19 protein-coding genes and 2 pseudogenes are annotated in these 15553 nt (G+C 71.5%); 7 read left to right on the forward strand and 14 right to left on the reverse strand.

Annotation, left to right across the window (positions count from 1 at the left end; all coding sequences use genetic code 11):
- Positions 1 to 275: 275 nt before the first annotated feature.
- The 3 genes from AQJ11_RS34895 to AQJ11_RS34905 all read left to right on the forward strand — a co-directional run bounded on the left by AQJ11_RS34895 (position 276) and on the right by AQJ11_RS34905 (position 2616).
- A complete protein-coding gene (locus AQJ11_RS34895) occupies positions 276 to 1526 on the forward strand; it encodes a cytochrome P450 family protein (RefSeq protein ID WP_059265917.1) in 1251 nt (416 codons plus the stop codon).
- A 69-nt stretch (positions 1527 to 1595) separates the two neighbouring features.
- Positions 1596 to 1913: a MoaF-related domain-containing protein gene (locus tag AQJ11_RS34900; RefSeq protein WP_059265918.1), complete on the forward strand. Its 318-nt coding sequence runs from the start codon at positions 1596 to 1598 to the stop codon at positions 1911 to 1913.
- Positions 1914 to 1971: 58 nt separating this feature from the next.
- Entirely contained in the window at positions 1972 to 2616 is a 645-nt protein-coding gene (locus AQJ11_RS34905) for a TetR/AcrR family transcriptional regulator (protein WP_059265919.1), read from the forward strand.
- 57 nt (positions 2617 to 2673) lie between these two features.
- Here the strand turns inward: AQJ11_RS34905 and AQJ11_RS34910 are convergent, their stop codons facing one another.
- Entirely contained in the window at positions 2674 to 3531 is an 858-nt protein-coding gene (locus tag AQJ11_RS34910; protein ID WP_059265920.1) for a GNAT family N-acetyltransferase, read from the reverse strand.
- Positions 3528 to 3659, reverse strand: coding sequence for a hypothetical protein (locus AQJ11_RS52215; protein ID WP_279616967.1), 132 nt, complete (start codon positions 3657 to 3659; stop codon positions 3528 to 3530). Before AQJ11_RS52215 ends, AQJ11_RS34910 begins: the two co-directional genes overlap by 4 nt.
- On the opposite strand from AQJ11_RS52215, the pseudogene AQJ11_RS34915 reads away from it, so the two are divergent.
- Positions 3619 to 3876 (forward strand): annotated as a pseudogene (locus AQJ11_RS34915) (DUF885 family protein); the annotation flags it as partial. The gene AQJ11_RS52215 and the pseudogene AQJ11_RS34915 overlap by 41 nt on opposite strands.
- Before the next feature lie 41 nt (positions 3877 to 3917).
- Here the strand turns inward: AQJ11_RS34915 and hpnD are convergent.
- Positions 3918 to 4754 (reverse strand): presqualene diphosphate synthase HpnD, encoded by an 837-nt coding sequence (hpnD, locus tag AQJ11_RS34920; RefSeq protein ID WP_107120920.1) that lies wholly within the window; start codon positions 4752 to 4754, stop codon positions 3918 to 3920.
- Positions 4755 to 5245: 491 nt separating this feature from the next.
- Between hpnD and AQJ11_RS52515 the strand changes: the two are divergent.
- Positions 5246 to 6186, forward strand: a pseudogene (locus tag AQJ11_RS52515) (AMP-binding protein); the annotation flags it as partial.
- A gap of 171 nt (positions 6187 to 6357) precedes the next feature.
- Positions 6358 to 6654: an AMP-binding enzyme gene (locus AQJ11_RS52520; RefSeq protein ID WP_341846310.1), complete on the forward strand. Its 297-nt coding sequence runs from the start codon at positions 6358 to 6360 to the stop codon at positions 6652 to 6654.
- Positions 6655 to 6771: 117 nt separating this feature from the next.
- Here AQJ11_RS52520 and AQJ11_RS34930 read toward each other — a convergent pair whose 3' ends face one another.
- The 11 genes from AQJ11_RS34930 to AQJ11_RS34980 form a co-directional block, all read right to left on the reverse strand.
- Positions 6772 to 7494 (reverse strand): dienelactone hydrolase family protein, encoded by a 723-nt coding sequence (locus tag AQJ11_RS34930; RefSeq protein WP_059265922.1) that lies wholly within the window; start codon positions 7492 to 7494, stop codon positions 6772 to 6774.
- A 229-nt stretch (positions 7495 to 7723) separates the two neighbouring features.
- Positions 7724 to 7969: a hypothetical protein gene (locus tag AQJ11_RS51650; protein ID WP_244218507.1), complete on the reverse strand. Its 246-nt coding sequence runs from the start codon at positions 7967 to 7969 to the stop codon at positions 7724 to 7726.
- Between the two features lie 388 nt (positions 7970 to 8357).
- A complete protein-coding gene (locus AQJ11_RS34940) occupies positions 8358 to 9476 on the reverse strand; it encodes a HoxN/HupN/NixA family nickel/cobalt transporter (RefSeq protein ID WP_059265923.1) in 1119 nt (372 codons plus the stop codon).
- On the reverse strand, positions 9463 to 9852 hold the full coding sequence (locus tag AQJ11_RS34945; protein WP_059265924.1) for a hypothetical protein: 390 nt from the start codon (positions 9850 to 9852) through the stop codon (positions 9463 to 9465). The genes AQJ11_RS34940 and AQJ11_RS34945 overlap by 14 nt, the downstream gene beginning before the upstream one ends.
- A gap of 4 nt (positions 9853 to 9856) precedes the next feature.
- Positions 9857 to 10774, reverse strand: a complete 918-nt coding sequence (locus AQJ11_RS34950) for an MIP/aquaporin family protein (RefSeq protein ID WP_059265925.1) — start codon at positions 10772 to 10774, stop codon at positions 9857 to 9859.
- The gene (nthA, locus tag AQJ11_RS34955; RefSeq protein ID WP_059265926.1) at positions 10771 to 11451 is read right to left on the reverse strand and encodes a nitrile hydratase subunit alpha; all 681 of its coding nucleotides are present in this window, start codon (positions 11449 to 11451) and stop codon (positions 10771 to 10773) included. Before nthA ends, AQJ11_RS34950 begins: the two co-directional genes overlap by 4 nt.
- Positions 11452 to 11455: 4 nt before the next feature.
- Positions 11456 to 11764, reverse strand: a complete 309-nt coding sequence (locus AQJ11_RS52220; RefSeq protein WP_058084966.1) for an SH3-like domain-containing protein — start codon at positions 11762 to 11764, stop codon at positions 11456 to 11458.
- Positions 11761 to 12096, reverse strand: coding sequence for an SH3-like domain-containing protein (locus tag AQJ11_RS52225; protein WP_059265927.1), 336 nt, complete (start codon positions 12094 to 12096; stop codon positions 11761 to 11763). The genes AQJ11_RS52220 and AQJ11_RS52225 overlap by 4 nt, the downstream gene beginning before the upstream one ends.
- Before the next feature lie 221 nt (positions 12097 to 12317).
- Positions 12318 to 12578 carry a type B 50S ribosomal protein L31 gene (locus tag AQJ11_RS34970; protein WP_014669331.1) on the reverse strand — a complete coding sequence of 87 codons (261 nt, stop codon included), beginning with the start codon at positions 12576 to 12578 and terminating at the stop codon, positions 12318 to 12320.
- Positions 12579 to 12632: 54 nt separating this feature from the next.
- Entirely contained in the window at positions 12633 to 12797 is a 165-nt protein-coding gene (gene rpmG / locus AQJ11_RS34975; RefSeq protein WP_014669330.1) for a 50S ribosomal protein L33, read from the reverse strand.
- A gap of 124 nt (positions 12798 to 12921) precedes the next feature.
- Positions 12922 to 14418, reverse strand: a complete 1497-nt coding sequence (locus AQJ11_RS34980) for an FAD-dependent monooxygenase (protein WP_059265928.1) — start codon at positions 14416 to 14418, stop codon at positions 12922 to 12924.
- Between the two features lie 407 nt (positions 14419 to 14825).
- Between AQJ11_RS34980 and AQJ11_RS34985 the strand changes: the two genes are divergently transcribed.
- Positions 14826 to 15545 carry a hypothetical protein gene (locus AQJ11_RS34985; protein ID WP_059265929.1) on the forward strand — a complete coding sequence of 240 codons (720 nt, stop codon included), beginning with the start codon at positions 14826 to 14828 and terminating at the stop codon, positions 15543 to 15545.
- Positions 15546 to 15553: the final 8 nt, after the last annotated feature.

Here is a 15553-nt window from a genome sequence, read left to right on the forward strand (position 1 = left end):
CCCAGGACGTCCAGCCGCCACGGCGGGGCGGCGGCCGGCAGGGGTGCGGAGACTCACCACGGCTCACCACGGCCGGACGGGTCGCGCTGTCCGCGACAGCCGGCGAGCCCCTGCGTCCGGGCCGTCCCGTGCCGCACCCGGAGGCCCTCAACAGCCGTCCCGTGCCACAGCCGTCCCCTGCGGACGCGCTCCCGACATCCGCACCGGGCCGGGAATCCGCCCGTCCGCGAAGGGTGCTCGGCGCACCCGGTCACCCTGTCTGCTTAGCTGTCGGAATGAGCAACCCCGACCCAACTTCTCCTTCGGAACCCGTCGTTGATTCCGCTGAGCTGTTCCAGGACCCCTACGCCGTCTACGGCCGGCTGCGTGAGGAGGGACCGGTCCACCGGATCACCGGCACGGACGGCCTTCCCGCCTGGCTGGTCACACGCTACGACGACGTCCGCCGGGCGCTCGCCGATCCCCGGCTGTCCCTGGACAAGCGCAACGCGACGCCGGGCGGCTACCGGGGCATGGCCCTGCCGCCCGCGCTGGACGCCAACCTCCTGAACATGGACCCGCCGGATCACACACGTATCCGGCGCATGGTGACCAAGGTGTTCACCCCCCGGCACGTCGAAGGGCTCCGGGTGCCGATCCGGCGCGCCGCGGACCGGCTGCTCGACTCCCTGGCGGGACAGGACGAGGCCGATCTGATCCCGTCCTACGCCGCCCCGCTGCCGATCACCGTCATCTGCGATCTCCTCGGCGTGCCCCAGGCCCAGCGCCCCGACTTCCGTGCCTGGACCGACGCCCTGGTCGCACCCGACCCGACGCGGCCGGAACGGGCCAGGGAGGCCGTCGGCCGGCTGCTGTCCTTCTTCACCCGGCTGATCGCCGACAAGCGGACCCGTCCGGCCGACGATCTGCTGTCCGCCCTGATCGCCGTGCGCGACGAGGAGGACCGGCTCAGCGAGGACGAGCTGATGTCGCTGGCCTTCCTCATCCTCGTCGCGGGGTACGAGAACACGGTGCACCTGATCGGCAACGCGGTCGCGGCACTGCTCGCCCACCCGGACCAGTTGGCGGCGCTGCGGGCCGATGCCGGCCTGCTGGACCGGGCGGTCGAGGAACTGGCGCGCTACGACGGTCCGGTGCCCCTGGCGATCCGCCGCTTCCCCACCGAGGACATCGTCATCGGCGGGGCCACCGTCCCGGCCGGCGAGACGGTCCTGCTGTCGCTCGCCGCCGCGCACCGCGACCCGCGCCGCTTCACCGACCCCGACCGGCTGGACCTCGGCCGTGATGCCACCGGCCACCTGGCACTGGGACACGGCATCCACTACTGCCTCGGCGCTCCGCTGGCCCGGATGGAGACGGGCATCGCGCTCACCGCGCTCTTCGACCGCTTCCCCGGCCTCTCCCTCGCCGTCCCCCCGCAGGACCTGCGCCGGCGCCCCTCCATGCGCTCGCGTGGCCTGCTCGCGCTCCCGGTCCGCACGGCGGACCGACCGGGACGGACCGGCCGCGGCGCTTCGGTCGGATGACGGATGCCCGGGCGGCGGAAAGGAGGAAGGGTCGGCCGTATCGACGCGAACGTTGCTGAAGGGCGCGACATGTCACACCGGCAGAACGGCCACCGCTACTTCGTGGACCTCGGCATCCTCACCTTCGTGATGCACTACGTCGCCGATGCGACGATGGCCCTCACCGTCGTCGACGGAGGGGGCGTTCTGCCGGACGGGCACACCGAAACCGTGACCACCACGGTGGCCGAGGTCCGTCCGCACGTCTACCTCACATCCTGGCGGGAGCGGCGCGGTACCAGGGTTCTCCACCTGGAGGACTTCGAACGCGGGCGGGTGCACTCACGCATCGAGCTGCCCGGCAGCCCACCGCTCGCCCGCCTCGGGACCCTCACGGAACTGCCCTGAACCGGCGGGGAGCGGCCGGCGACGGTGACGGGGAAGACCGCGACGGTAGGCTCGGCCCATGGCCGCACCCGACACCGACCCGCCCGCGCCGCCCCGCCGTACGCGCAACCCGGAACTGCACCGGCGGGCCATTCTGGAGGCCGCCTCACAGGCCTTCGCCGAGCGCGGCTACCACCGGGCCACCCTGCGGGACATCGCCCGGCGCGCCGGCGTCACCCACGGCTCGGTGCTGCGCCATTTCGGCAGCAAGGAGAGCCTGTTCCTCGCGGCTGTCCCGGGCACCCGGGACATCGACGCCCTGGCCGAGGACACCCGGGAGCCACTCGCGGCCCGCATCGCCCGTGGCTACGTGCACCGCATGGAGAGCGCCGACGGCAACGACACGTTCGTGGCGCTGCTGCGCAGCGCCGCCGACGACACCGGGAGCGCCGCCGCCCTGTACGTGGCCATGCAGGAACGCACCGACGAGGTGTACCGCCGGCTCCTGGACGAGCACGACCTGCGGCACCGGCTGCCGTTCGTCGCGGCCTTGCTGGTCGGTGTCACGTTCAGCCGGTACGTCGTACGCGCCGGAGCCCTGGCGGAGATGAGCGCGGAAGAACTGACCGCGGACCTCACCGCCTCCCTCGAAGCCCTGCTCCACGGGAGCTCCGGCACCGGGGACGCGCCCGCCGGGCAGGGGGCCGGGGACGGTGACGGCTGACGGCTGACGGAAGCACCGTGGCGGGCACGGACACGTGCGCCAGAGCCGCCCTGGACGTCACGGGGCCGAGGTGGCCCCGGCGTGCCAGACCCAGGTGACCCGTTCGTACAGCCGCTCGAAACCGGCGCGCAGCATGTTGTGCAGGGATGTGTTGTGGTCGCCGGGGCCCTCCGCGCCGGTCTCGGCGACGAGCCATCGGCAGCCCGCCTCCCGGGCGGCCCGTGCGCGGACGGTGAGCAGTGCGGACTGGGCGCCGCGACGGCGCCCTTCCGGCAGGGTCGCGGCGCCGAACATGTCGGCGCATTCACCGTTCAGGAAGACGCTCGCGACCGCGATGATCCGCTCGTCCTCCCAGACGGCGTACTGCCGCCAGCCGGGCCTGCCGACGCACGACGCGGCCATGTCGATCAGGGCGGCCGGCTTGGTGAAACCGAAGGTGGTCATCATGACCGTGGCCCACTCGTGCGCCTGCTCGGGCTGGACCGGGCCGACACGCAGACCGGGTTCGAGCGCCGCGACACCGTCGGCGGCGGCCAGCGCGCTCTCCGTGTCGCACCCCACCTTGACGAAACGATTCCCCTCGGTGAGGCCGAACCGTGCGGCGGTCGCGGCCCAGTCCCGCGGCAACACCGCGGGAGCGATCATCAACGAGCCCTGCGCGACCCCCTGTTCACGGTAGAAGTCGCACACCTCCGCGACGGCGTCCGCCGTGACCGGCTGCTCCGCACCGAACCCGCCGGCCCGGTCGAAGAAGCGGCTGGGGTTCTCCCGGACCGCCACCGCGAGCACCGGGCCGAACCGCCGGGAGGCGATGCCCAGCGCGTCGCGCAGGGACGGCGGCGCGCCGGTCACGAAGTCCGCGTAGGCCTCGATCTCGGTCCGCTCGCCCAGGCCGATCGGCAGGGTGGTCCTCATCGCTGGTTCTCCTTCTTCTGGTCGTGTACGAATCGCAGCACGGCGGCGGACACGTCCGCCTCCTCGGCCTGCCCCAAGTGGCCGTTCCAGATGACGCGGGCCGCCCGGGTCATCGTCGGCATCGGCATGCATAAGTTCACGGAGAGCGAGTTCACCCGCTATCTGTCGCTGCCCGGCCAGGCGCTCGGCTGCAAGCTCGGCGAGCGGGCCTGGCTGCCGGGCCGGGAGAAGGCCCGCGAGCGCAACGGCGGCTCCTTCGAGCTCAGGGCCCGGCACACGGCGGCGGCCCTGTCGCAGGGCTCCCTGGGCCTGGACGACCTGGTGGACGAACTCGCACGGCGCTGATCACCGTACGCCGCCGGCCGGCTCTCCTGTCACGGCGAACGTCAGCGCACACGTCCCAGCAGGGCCGCGAGCGCCAACCGTGACTTCTGCTCCGTGCTCAGGGAGACCCGGCCGGCCAGCACGGCCGCGGGCTCCCTCTCGATGATGTCGAGCAGTCCCCGGTAGATGCCCGCCATCGCGCCGACGCACGCCCGGCTGCGACGGTCGAGCAGCGGCAGCAACCGGAAGCCCTCCTCGAACAACGCACGCGCCCTGCCCGCCTCGAACCTGACGAGACCGTCGAACTCCGCGTCGGCGGGGACGGAACCCGTCGTGAAATCGGCCTTGTCACAGGCGAAGTGTTCGACGTCCTCGGCGGGCAGATAGCGTCTGCCCATGGCGGCGTCCTCGCGGACGTCCCGGAGAATGTTGGTGATCTGCAACGCCAGTCCCAGGGTGTCGGCGTACTCCCGTCCCCGGTCGGGGTCCGCGCAACCGAAGACCCCGAGCGACAGTCTCCCGATGGAGCCGGCGACACACCGGCAGTAGGAGAGGAGGTCGGCGAAGCTCTTGTAATCCCTCTGCTCGACGTCCATCGTGACGCCGGCGATCAGTTCGTGGAACGCCTCCAAGGGGATCGGGAAGCGCCGGGCCGCGTCCGCGAGCGCCAGGCGGACCGGGTCATCCGCGTCCTCGGGACCGGCGTGCCCCGATATCAGCCCGTCCACCATCGAGCCGACGCGCCCGAGCAGTTCCGTCTTGCGCCGTGTCTCCAGGTCACCGTCGCCTATGTCGTCCACCCGGCGCGCCAACGCGTAGATCGCCGACATGGCACGCCGCTTGGGGCCCGGCAACAGCCGGAGACCGTAACTGAAGTTCTTCGCCTCGTTGCGCGTCACTTCCTCGCAATGCCGGTATGCCGCCCGCACATCGTCCGTCCGGGCACGGGAGTGGTCATGGAACACAGCCACGCTGATCAACTCTTCCGCTGAAGGAGGGGCCCGAGCGCTCATCACCGGAGCTGCCGGACGCGGTATGCCAGAGTAGGGCAATCGCCGAAGGCACCGGTCCGCGAGGGACCAGAGGTGAAGCAAGTCGTCCCGTTCGGCTCGCCGTTGCGGGGGAAGTGAACCGCCCCGGTGCGGTACGGCGCACACGCGTGCCGCCCCGGACAGCACGGCATGTGTCTGTGGACCACTGCTATGTTGCTCCGAGTACATGTGTGGCGGCCGTGCAGTGCTCGCCGTGCCCCGCCGAACTCACGGACACCGACGCCGGGTTGCCACCGGGCCGTTGAGCAGGAGGACATATGCCGAACATCGCGGAGAACCTGTCGACGACGGCGCGGCTCCACCCCGATCACCCCGCACTCCGGTTCGGCGACATCGTGATGACGTACGCGGAGCTGGACACCGCTGCCTCCCGGGTCGCGGGGACGCTCCGGGCGGAAGGACTGGCGGACGGTGACCGGGTGTGCGTGATGCTGCCCAACGTCCCGGCGTTCGTGGCGCTCTACTACGGCATCCTGCGCGCCGGCGGAGTCGTCGTCCCGATGAACCCGCTGCTCAAGGAGCGGGAGATCCGGCACTGCCTGACCGACTCGGGTGCGGCCCGCCTGTTCGTGTACGAGGACGTCGCACAGGAGGCGGCGGCGGCAGCAGCGGCCGAGACGGGTGTGCCGGTGACCGCGGTCGGCGCGGTGCCGACGCCGGCCGGTGAACAGGCACCGATCGCGACGCCGTCGCCCCGGGACGACGGTGACCTCGCCGCGCTCCTGTACACCTCCGGGACGACCGGGACGCCGAAGGGCGCCGCGCTGACCCACGGCAACCTGGGCCGGAACGCCGAGATCCTGGCCGACCACGTCGTCCGGATCACCGACCAGGACGTCATGATGGCGTGCCTGCCGCTCTTCCACGCGTTCGGCCAGACCGGCAGCATGAACTCGGCGGTCCGCCGGGGCGCCTGCCTCGTGCTCGTACCCCGCTTCGACGCGGCCCCAGTCCTGTCCATGCTGGGCGAGTTCGGGGTGACCATCTTCGTCGCCGTGCCCACGATGTACAACGCGCTGCTGCACGAGCCCCCGGTCACCACCGGCCCCGAGGCGGGTGCACTGAGGGTGTGTGTCTCGGGCGGAGCCCCCCTGCCGACCGAGGTGCTGCACGGATTCGAGAAGCGCTTCGGCTGCGCGGTGGGGGAGGGCTACGGTCTGTCGGAGACCTCACCGGTGGCCACCTTCAACCACCTCGACCGGCCGCGCAAGGCCGGCTCGACCGGCACCCCGATCCAGGGGTCGAGGTGCGTCTGGTGGACGAGGCCGGACACGACGTGCCGGCCGGCGAGGTCGGTGAGATCGCCATCCGGGGCCACAACGTCATGGCCGGGTACTGGAACCGGCCCGAGGACACGGCCGAGGCGATCCCGGACGGGTGGTTCCGCAGCGGCGACCTGGCCCGGCAGGACGACGACGGTTACTTCTTCATCGTCGACCGGAAGAAGGACATGATCATCCGGGGTGGGTACAACGTCTACCCGCGGGAGGTGGAGGACGTGCTCTACCAACACCCGGACATCCTGGAGGCGGCCGTGGTCGGCGTCCCGCACGCGTCCCTCGGCGAGGAGGTCGCCGCGGCCGTCGTCCTCGTGCCGGACGCCCGGGTCACGGAGGAGGAAGTGCGCTCCTTCGTGAAGGCGCGTGTCGCCCCGTACAAGTACCCCCGGGAGATCTGGTTCCTCCCCTCCCTGCCGAAGGGATCCACCGGCAAGATCCTGAAGCGGGAGATCCAGCTCCCCCGATGACCCGTACGGCCCTCGCACCGGTGGCCAGGATGCCGTCGTCGAGGAGGGCCGGCCTCCTCGACGACGGCATCCCGGCCGGCACCGCCTACCGTCTGCCGCCCACCGGACGGCCCGGCCTCACTTCAGGTGCCGGTCCAGGAACCGGCAGCCGTCCTCCAGTTCGAACCACGGGGTGCCGGTGTGCCCGCCCGGATTGGCGTGCAGTGTCTTCTCCTCGCTGCCGAAGGCGTCGAACAGGTCCAGGGCCCGTTGCCGGGGGTTCCCCTCGTCGTCCCATTGCAGCAGGAACAGCAGCGGGATGGTGACCTGCCGGGCCTCCTCGCGCTGGGCTCGGGGCACGTACCCGCCGGCGAAGAGGCCTGCGGCCGCGATGCGCGGCTCGGCCACCGCCAGCCGGATGCCGAGGGCGGCCCAGCCTCCGGAGTACCCGACCGGACCGCAGATCTCGGGCAGTTCGAGGAGGGCGTCCAGCGTGGTCCGCCATTCCGGGACCGCGTTCTCGACCAACGGGCCGACGAGGGACTCCAGGATCTCTTCGGTCGGCTCGCCGGCCCGCATCGCCCGCCGGAGGTCGGCACGGGCCTGCTCGGCGGCGGCGGAACGGGGACGGTCACCGCACCCGGCGGCGTCGATGGTGGCCACCGCGTAGCCGCGTGCCGCGGTGTACCGGGCCCGGGCCACGAGCCGGGGGTCCGCCTTGGGCAGGCCGTTGTTGTGGGCCATCAGGACCAGCGGGGCCGGTGCGGATCCGGGCGTCCACAGGGTGCCGGGGATCTCGCCGAGGAGGAATGCGCGCTCTACGACGCCGTCGTCGAGGCGCTGTTCGGAAGTGACGTGCACGGTCGTGCCTTTCGGGAGTGCGCGTGAAACGGCGCTCCCGGACGATCTACCGCCCGACCGTGACCCCGGAGGGGAGCACCCATGTCGATACGTTCACGGGTACCACCTCCTGGCTCTCTCGCACGGCCTCCGGAAGGCTAGCAACGCCCGCCGTGGCCCGCCAACGCGATTTTCGCAGAGGCTCCGCATCAGCGAGGTCAACGGGTGCGCGCGTCGTCCGGACCCGGACTCAGGCTTCGTCGCGGTGAGTGAGGTGGCCGTCGGCGAGCCGCCAGTAGTGCTGGTGGGGAGTCAGTTGCCAGGTCTCGTCGGCGGCGATCGCCCGCGTGATCCATTCGTGGAGTTGCGGGAGCGCCTGCGCTCGGAGAACAGCGCGGGTGGCAGCACGTTCAGTGGCATCGACGGGGTGGACTTCCACGCGGAAGCCGACCACGTCCGAGTGGATGCCGCGGCCGTAGTTGCGGGAGCGATCCACGCTGCTCCCAGGACGATGGTCCCGCTGTCATGTCCGGTGAGGAACCGCAGGTCCGTGACCCGGGCCATGTACGGGCCGAGACCCTCCTCGATGTCGGTGGTGGTCAGGGGCCAGGCACGGTGCCGGGGCAGCCTTCGATCGCGTGCGGACATGGCAAGCAGAATGGCAGAAGGTCACTGTGGGCCCTCACCGGGCCCGGGGAACTCACGGGATGCCGCACAGTAGGCGGCCTCAGCGCTCGGCTGTCCGGGCCGGAAGCCTCGGGTGCGGAGCGCCGCGGGCGGCCGGCCCGGCATCCGGGGACACGCCGGACCGGCCACTCCGCCCGCCGGTCCACGGCGGGCGCGCCCGGACCGGCCCCACGAGCGTGGCAGCTCCCGGCGCCGGCTCACAAGACCGACGCAGCCGACCTGCCCTCATGGCCGGTATCCGGTGACCTGTCAGGCAACGTCAGGCCGCCGGACCGGCCGGCGGCCCTCCAGTAGAGGAAGGAGCCGATCCAGGCCGCGAGGAAGAGACCGCCGATCAGGTAGCCGACACCGTCGAGGTCAACGCCGGCCGGCCAGGGCACGGCCCGCTCCACCGCGGGCACCCTGCTGCGCAGCAACGTCATCAGGTTCACGGCTCCGACCAGCAGCGCCGCCGCGGCCGACAGGCCGGTGGTGGTGAGGTTGTAGTGGATGCGCCGCAGCGGATGGACGAAGGCCCACCGGTACGCGGCGGACATGAAGGCGCCGTCGAGGGTGTCGAAGAGACTCATGCCGCACGTGAAGAGCAGCGGCAGGAGCATCAGCGCGTACCACGGGACGCCCGAGGTGGCACCGGCACCCGACAGGACGAGCAGCGACACCTCGGTGGCGGTGTCGAAGCCGAGCCCGAAGAGCAGGCCGAGGGGGAACATGTGCCAGGGACGTGTCGTCGACGAGGTGAGACGGCGCAGCAGGCGGGAGAACAGCCCCCGCTCGTCGAGGACCTGCTCCAGCCGCTCCTCGTCGTACGCCCCTCCGCGCGCCGACCGGTAGACGGCGGCGATGCGGCGCAGCGCCAGCAGGTTGAGCACGCCCACCAGGCACAGGAACACCCCCGAGACGGACGTACCGAGCACGGACAGGATGCGGTGGGCGGCGGACGAGTCGTCGGTCAGCCGGGTCGCCAGTCGGGCGCCGACGGCTGTCAGCAGGCTCAGCGCGACGACGACCGAGGAATGTCCCAGGGCGAACCAGAAGCCCAGGTCGGCCGACGGCCGCCCCTCGGCCAGGAACCGGCGGGTGGTGGTGTCGATCGCGGCGATGTGGTCGGCGTCGAAGGCGTGCCGGGCGCCGAGCACGTACGCCGTGACGCCCAGCCCCGTGCCGAAGACCTGTGTGCCGACCGAGAACCGGTGCGCGGGCACCGCACAGGCGAGCACCGCGAAGGCGCACACGGTCGTGACGACGATGACCGAGACCAGGGCGACCGTGCTCCGGTGCTCCCTGACGAACCTGCCCGTCACGTCAGCTCGGAGCATCGGCACTCCTGACCCGCACCAGCACCGAGTAGGACACGCCGAGGCGCTCCGCGGTGAACCCCAGCGCCCGTACGGTGTTCAGCAGGGCGTCGGTCATGATGCCCTCCACCTGGGTGACGCGTGGGTCGAGTGGTGTGTACGCCGCCTCGTGCGGGGCCCAGCTGATCAGGAGGGACCCGGGCCCGTAGTGCTCCGGGCAGGCGCGGACCTCCACTCCGCCGGTCAGCGCCTCGGTCTGCACGCCGAATCCCGCGCGCAGCAGGGAGAAGACCAGGCCGGGCGCCAGCGGGGTGCCGTCGAGGCCCAGCGCGGCGACCACGGACCGGGCCTGCCGGCGCACGTCCTCGCTGTCCGCGCCGTTCATGGGGTGGGACATGGGATCACCGGGGGGAAGAGGTGAGACGGTGCCGCGGACGCGGCCGGAACTGGTGGTAGCGGTGGATGTCGCGCTCACAGCACACCTTGTTGGTCCAGGCCGTGCCCGGCCCGAACAGGGTCAGCGCCGCCGCGGCCACCAGGGCTCCGGCCAGGGGCGCCGACATGTAGGCCCAGAACAGGTGGTAGTCACCCGAGACGACGTGCGGTCCGAAGTTGCGCGCCGGATTGAAGCCGGCACCCGTCCGGGAACCGGTCGTGGTGATCAGCGCCCAGATGACGGCGCCGACCACCCACGGCGTCGACCGCGGCCGGGGCCTGGCTGTCATGGCCGCCAGCACCCACAGCAGGACGGCGGTGCTCAGCGACTCGCCGAGCACCACGACGACGGGGTCGTCCCAGCCGGGACCGGGCTGGATCAGCCCGTCGTGGACCGCGGTGACCCTCTCGCCCCAGATCCCGCGGGCGGCGAGCACCCCGAGTACCGAACCACCGAGCTGGAAGGCGCTGTAGGCGACCAGATCGGTGACGCCCAGCACGCCCCGGAGGGTCATGAAGAGGCTGATCGCCGGGTTGAGATGGGCACCGGACTCCTTGCCCGGCGGGGTGAGGGAGAACGCCGCGACACTGCCGCCGACCGCGAGTCCCACCACGGCCAGGCGTGCGGTCAGCGGCCACGAGGACAGGTATCTCCCGTCGGCCCGCATCGTGAAGGAGACGGCGGTGAGAGCGGCCAGGACCAGCCAGGCCGAGCCCAGCGCCTCCGCGAGGTACGACGACACCGGACGGCCGAGCACCACCCACCGCGCACCGGCGGCCTGTGTCTCCAGGCCCCGCGGCGGCTCGTACGGTTCGCCGCCGGGCGCGGCGTGCGGAACCGGGGTGTCCGCCGCCGCGCCCGGCCCCGGCAGGGCCCCGGTCACGGCAGCCGGGGCGTGGTGACGCCGATCATGGTGTCCCGGGTGACGAGGGAGGCGAGTTCCTCCTCGCTCATGCCCTCGGTCCCGGCGGGACGCATCGGCAGCACCAGGTAGCGCATGTTCGCGTTGCTGTCGTGGACGCGGATGGTCACCCCGTCCGGTACCTCGGTGCCGAACTCCCGCAGCAGGGCGCGCGGTTCACGCACGGCACGGGCACGGTAGGGGCGGCTCTTGTACCAGTCCGGCGGCAGGCCCAGGACCGGGCGCGGGTAGCACGAGCAGAGGGTGCACACGACCAGGTTGTGCACGTCGGGCGTCTGCTCCAGCACGATCAGCCGGGTGCCGTCGTAGTTGTCGATGCCGAACTCCTCGATGGCGGCGGTGCCGTCGGCGAGGAGGCGTTCCTTGAAGGCCGGGTCGGTCCACGCCCGGGCGACCAGCGCGGAGCCGAGCGCGGGCCGGTGCGCGTCGAGCGTCTCCACCATGGCGCGCACCTCGTCGGCGGAGATCAGGCCCTTCTCCACGAGCAGTTCACGGATGGCCTGCTGGAGGACGTCGAAGTAGTCCGGTTCCCCGGCGGTGTTCTCGATGGGTGCGTGCGGGTCCGCGGCACCGGGGCCGCCGTGCGTGTGGTCGCCGTGGTCGACGATGCCGTTCGCGGGGTCGTGCGTGGTCGTCACGGGGTCAGGCTCCTTGGGTGGGGGAGTGGTCGACCGGCTCCAGCCAGTGCTCGTATATCTCCAGTTCGAGGACGTCGTCCGCGGCCCCGTCGTAGTCGGGCCAGAGGGCGGACTGCTCGATGCGGACCCGGTACAGCCGCACGTCGGTGCCCTCGTTGACGCCGTACGCCTCGCGCTCCGGATTGAGGAAGCGGGGGAGGACGCGCTCGATCCGGCCCTCCTTGCCGCGGACGTAGACCGGGGTCCGTACGTGTCCGGGTGCGTCGCGGTCGGCGATGCGCACCTTCTGGTCCTTGGCGAAGCGGGCGCTCACGCGGCGGCCTCCGCCAGCCGGGCCCGGATCTCGTTCATCTTGGCGCCCAGTTCCTCCGAGGTGATGACGCCCTTCTCGATCAGCACCTTGGACGCCGAGACGGCCCACCTCTCGTAGTAGGTGAGTTCACCGACGAGCTGCGCACCGAGGTCCTCCACCCCGCGGCGCTTCTCCTCCGTGTTGACGAGCTTGTGCTCGGCGAGGACGTTGAGCAGCGCGTGGCAGCTCTTCTCGAAGGGGGTCATCTCGTGGTCCGACTGGACGACCGGCCCGGCCGGCAGTCCGCCGAGGTCGTGCGCGGGGCGCACGACCATGTCGCGTTTGGTGGCCACTGCTCTCCTTGGACGCTCGCACGCGAGGGGCTCGGCGCGAGGCCCCGTTCACGTGTCCGTTACAAACACCTGGAGTGAGCCTGCGGCGGTGGCCGAATCGGGGCATCGGTCAAACGACTGACGGGTTCGCGCCGCGTGGTCGCCGCTTCGGGCAGGCGTACGCGCGGGCACGGGAACGGCCCGGCACCGCGGGTGCGGTGCCGGGCCGTGGAGGCGGGGCGTCAGTGGCGGTCGGCGGTGGTGCGGCCGTAGCGCCGCTGGAAGCGTTCCACGCGGCCCGCGGTGTCCACGACGCGCGAGGTGCCGGTGTAGAACGGGTGGCTCGCCGACGAGATCTCCACGTCGACGACCGGGTATGTGCTGCCGTCCTCCCACTCGACCGTCCGCTCCGTGTCGATGGTGGAGCGGGTGAGCAGCTGGAAGCCTGCCGCGCGGTCACGGAAGACGACGGGGCGGGAGACGGGGTGGATGCCGTTCCTCATGGGGTGTTCCTCCTCGCAGGGAGTGCGTTCTTCGGGGTCGGGGTGCGAGGGGATTCAGCGCTCCTCGCGGAAGAGAACGTGCGCGCCGGCCACCGGGTCGTACTTGCGCAGGACCAGCCGGTCGGGGTCGTTCAGACGGTTCTTGCGGGTCACGTAGGTGACACCGGTGCCGGCCGTCGACTTCAGCTTGACGACGGGGCGTGTGGTGCTGCGTGCCATGAGGGACTCCTTCCGCCAACCGCCCGAGCCCGTTGACTCGAACATGTCAGACAGTTCCCTCAACACCACCACCCCGTGGCGCATTCCCGCCCCTCACCACCTCCCCCGGCGGGCCCCGACCGCCTCAGAACCGCGCGGGCAGGGTGTCCAGGGCCTTGACCGTCTCACCGGCGAAGCCGGCGGTGGCGGCGGGCTGTTCCGTCGCCCACCACACGTGTCCGTCGGGCCGCAGCAGTGCTGCGCTCACGCCGGCCCAGTGGTCCCCGCCGGTGGTGGAGAGCCGGCTGCGGTGGACCGAGACGCCGGCCGTCGCCGCCCGTTCGGCCACCTCTCCCGGGACCGGGGCGTCACCCATGGCCAGCAGCACCGGACGGCCGTCGTGCAGCAGCGGGAGGATGCCCTCGCCCTCGGGGTCGTAGGCCCGGACGCCGGTGAGGGGATGGGCGTCCGCGTCGGCCGGCGGGTAGGCCGTGTCGAGTCCCGACAGCTTGCCGGCGAGCATCCTGGAGAAGTCCGGCGCCTCGGCGATCGCGTCGCTCAGCAGGGACCGCAGCGCGGTGACGTCCGGGGTGAGGCCGGTGATCAGCGCGCTCTGCGCCAGCGTGTGCTCCGCGAGTTCCTCGCCCACCGCGTGCCGTTCGAAGTGGTAGGTGTCGAGCAGCTCCGAGCCGGCCCTGCCCTGTGCGACGGCGGCGAGCTTCCAGCCGAGGTTCATGGCGTCCTGGAGCCCGACGTTGAGACCGACCCCGCCCGCGGGGAAGTGGCTGTGCGCGGCGTCCCCGGCCAGCAGCACCCGGCCGGTGCGGTAGGAGGCGGCAAGGCGCGTCGCGTTGCCGAACCGGGTCAGCCACGACGGGTCGCGCATGCCGAAGTCGGTGCCGGCGATGCGCCGTGCGGCGTCCCGGAGTTCGTCCAGTGTGAGCGGATCGCGGTGCTGGTGGAGCGGGTCGTACCCGGTGACGCGGTACCTGCCGTGCGGCAGCGGCACCACCAGGAGGCGCCCGGCCTCGTTAAGGGCCTGGAACCCGGCGGGCGGCGGACTGTCCAGCACGACCTCGCCGAGGTATCCGTAGGCGGAGGTCTCGGTGCCCGGGAAGCCGATGCCCGCTTGGCGGCGCACGGTGCTGCGGGTGCCGTCGGCGCCGACGACGTACCGGGCGGTCACCTCGTAGGTGCCGGCGGGGCCCCGGACCTGGAGGGTGACGGCCGTGTCGTCCTGGGTCAGGGAGACCACCTCGTGACCCCGCCGGACTTCCGCGCCCGACTCGACCGCGTACCGCTCCAGCAGCTCCTCGGTGGCCGACTGCGGGAAGGCCAGCATGAAGGGGAAGGGTGTGGGCAGCTCCCGGAAGTCCAGGCGGTTGTCCAGCATGCCGAAATGCCACGCCGGCATGGGCCGGCCGCCTGCCAGGATCTCCTCGTGGCGACCGCGCATCGCCAGTACCTCGATCGTGCGGGGATGCACGCCCAGGGCCTTGGAATGCGGGCTGCGGTGCTCGCCCTGCTCCAGGACGAGGGGACGTACGCCCGCGAGGGCCAGTTCGTGAGCGGTCCACAGGCCGACGGGGCCGCCGCCGACGATGACCACCTGGTGACGCGCGGGCTCCCTGTCTTCGGACATGCCGTCTCATCTCCTGACGAGTAGATGCGCCGCCGGGCTCTAATGACCATGCGGTCATTAGAAGGATACGACTCTCCCGCCGTAATGACCAGTTGGTTATTAAGGCGCCCGGGTCGCCAAGGTTGCGTGCTGCGCATGTTTGCCAAGCCCGGGTGCGCGCGCACATCGCGAGACGGGACTGCACCTGGACACCGTGCGGACCTGGCGGACGACCCGCTGGCCGGACTCGACCGGCACACTGTCGATCACCAGGAAGAAACCTCCGCCGCGCCAGCTACATGACCAACCCCCGAAGGACCTCCGAACGCGAACCACTAAGTCATGTAGCGGATGCCGACGCCGACGGGCCCCCGCACAGTGGGGCGGGCAACCCCACCCGGGCGACAGCAACCACGAGGAGTACGAGCATGAGTGATCTCGTCGAACTGGCCATCGAGGCGCATGGCGGGCTGGAGCGGTTCAGCCGTTTCTCCTCGCTGACCGCCAGGCTGCACCAGGGCGGTGTCCTGTGGGGCCTCAAGGGCAAGCCCACAGTCCTGGAGGACTGCCATGTGCGGGTCGACCTCACACGTGAGCGGGTGTCCCACTGGCCGTTCGCGCCGACCCGGAACCACTCCGTGTTCACACCGGACCGGGTCACGATCGAGACCCCGGACGGCGCGGTGGTCGAGGAACTGGACGAGCCCCGCACGTCGTTCGCGGGCTATGAGATGGAGACGCCCTGGAGCGACGCGCAGGTCGCGTACTTCAGCGGGTACACGATGTGGACCTACCTCACGTCGCCCTTCCTCCTCAAACAGCCGGGCGTGACGAGCGAGGAGATCGAGCCGTGGCAGGAGAACGGTGAGGAGTGGCGGCGCCTGCGGGTCGTCTTCCCGGACACCATCGCGACGCACAGCGCGGTCCAGACGTACTACTTCGACGGGAGCGGACTTCTCGTCCGGCACGACTACGAGGTGGACATCCAGGGCAGCAACCCCGCGGCCCGCTACCTCATCGACCCGGTGCAGGTCCAGGGGATCACGCTGCCGTCCAAGCTGCGGATCTACCCGCGTCAGCCGGACAACACCCCGGCGCCGGAGCCGCTGATCGTCTCCGTCGACCTGTCCGACTACCGCTTCGAGTGAGCACCGGT

Origin of the sequence: Streptomyces corchorusii, from assembly GCF_001514055.1 — a bacterium.
Taxonomy (GTDB): domain Bacteria; phylum Actinomycetota; class Actinomycetes; order Streptomycetales; family Streptomycetaceae; genus Streptomyces; species Streptomyces olivaceoviridis.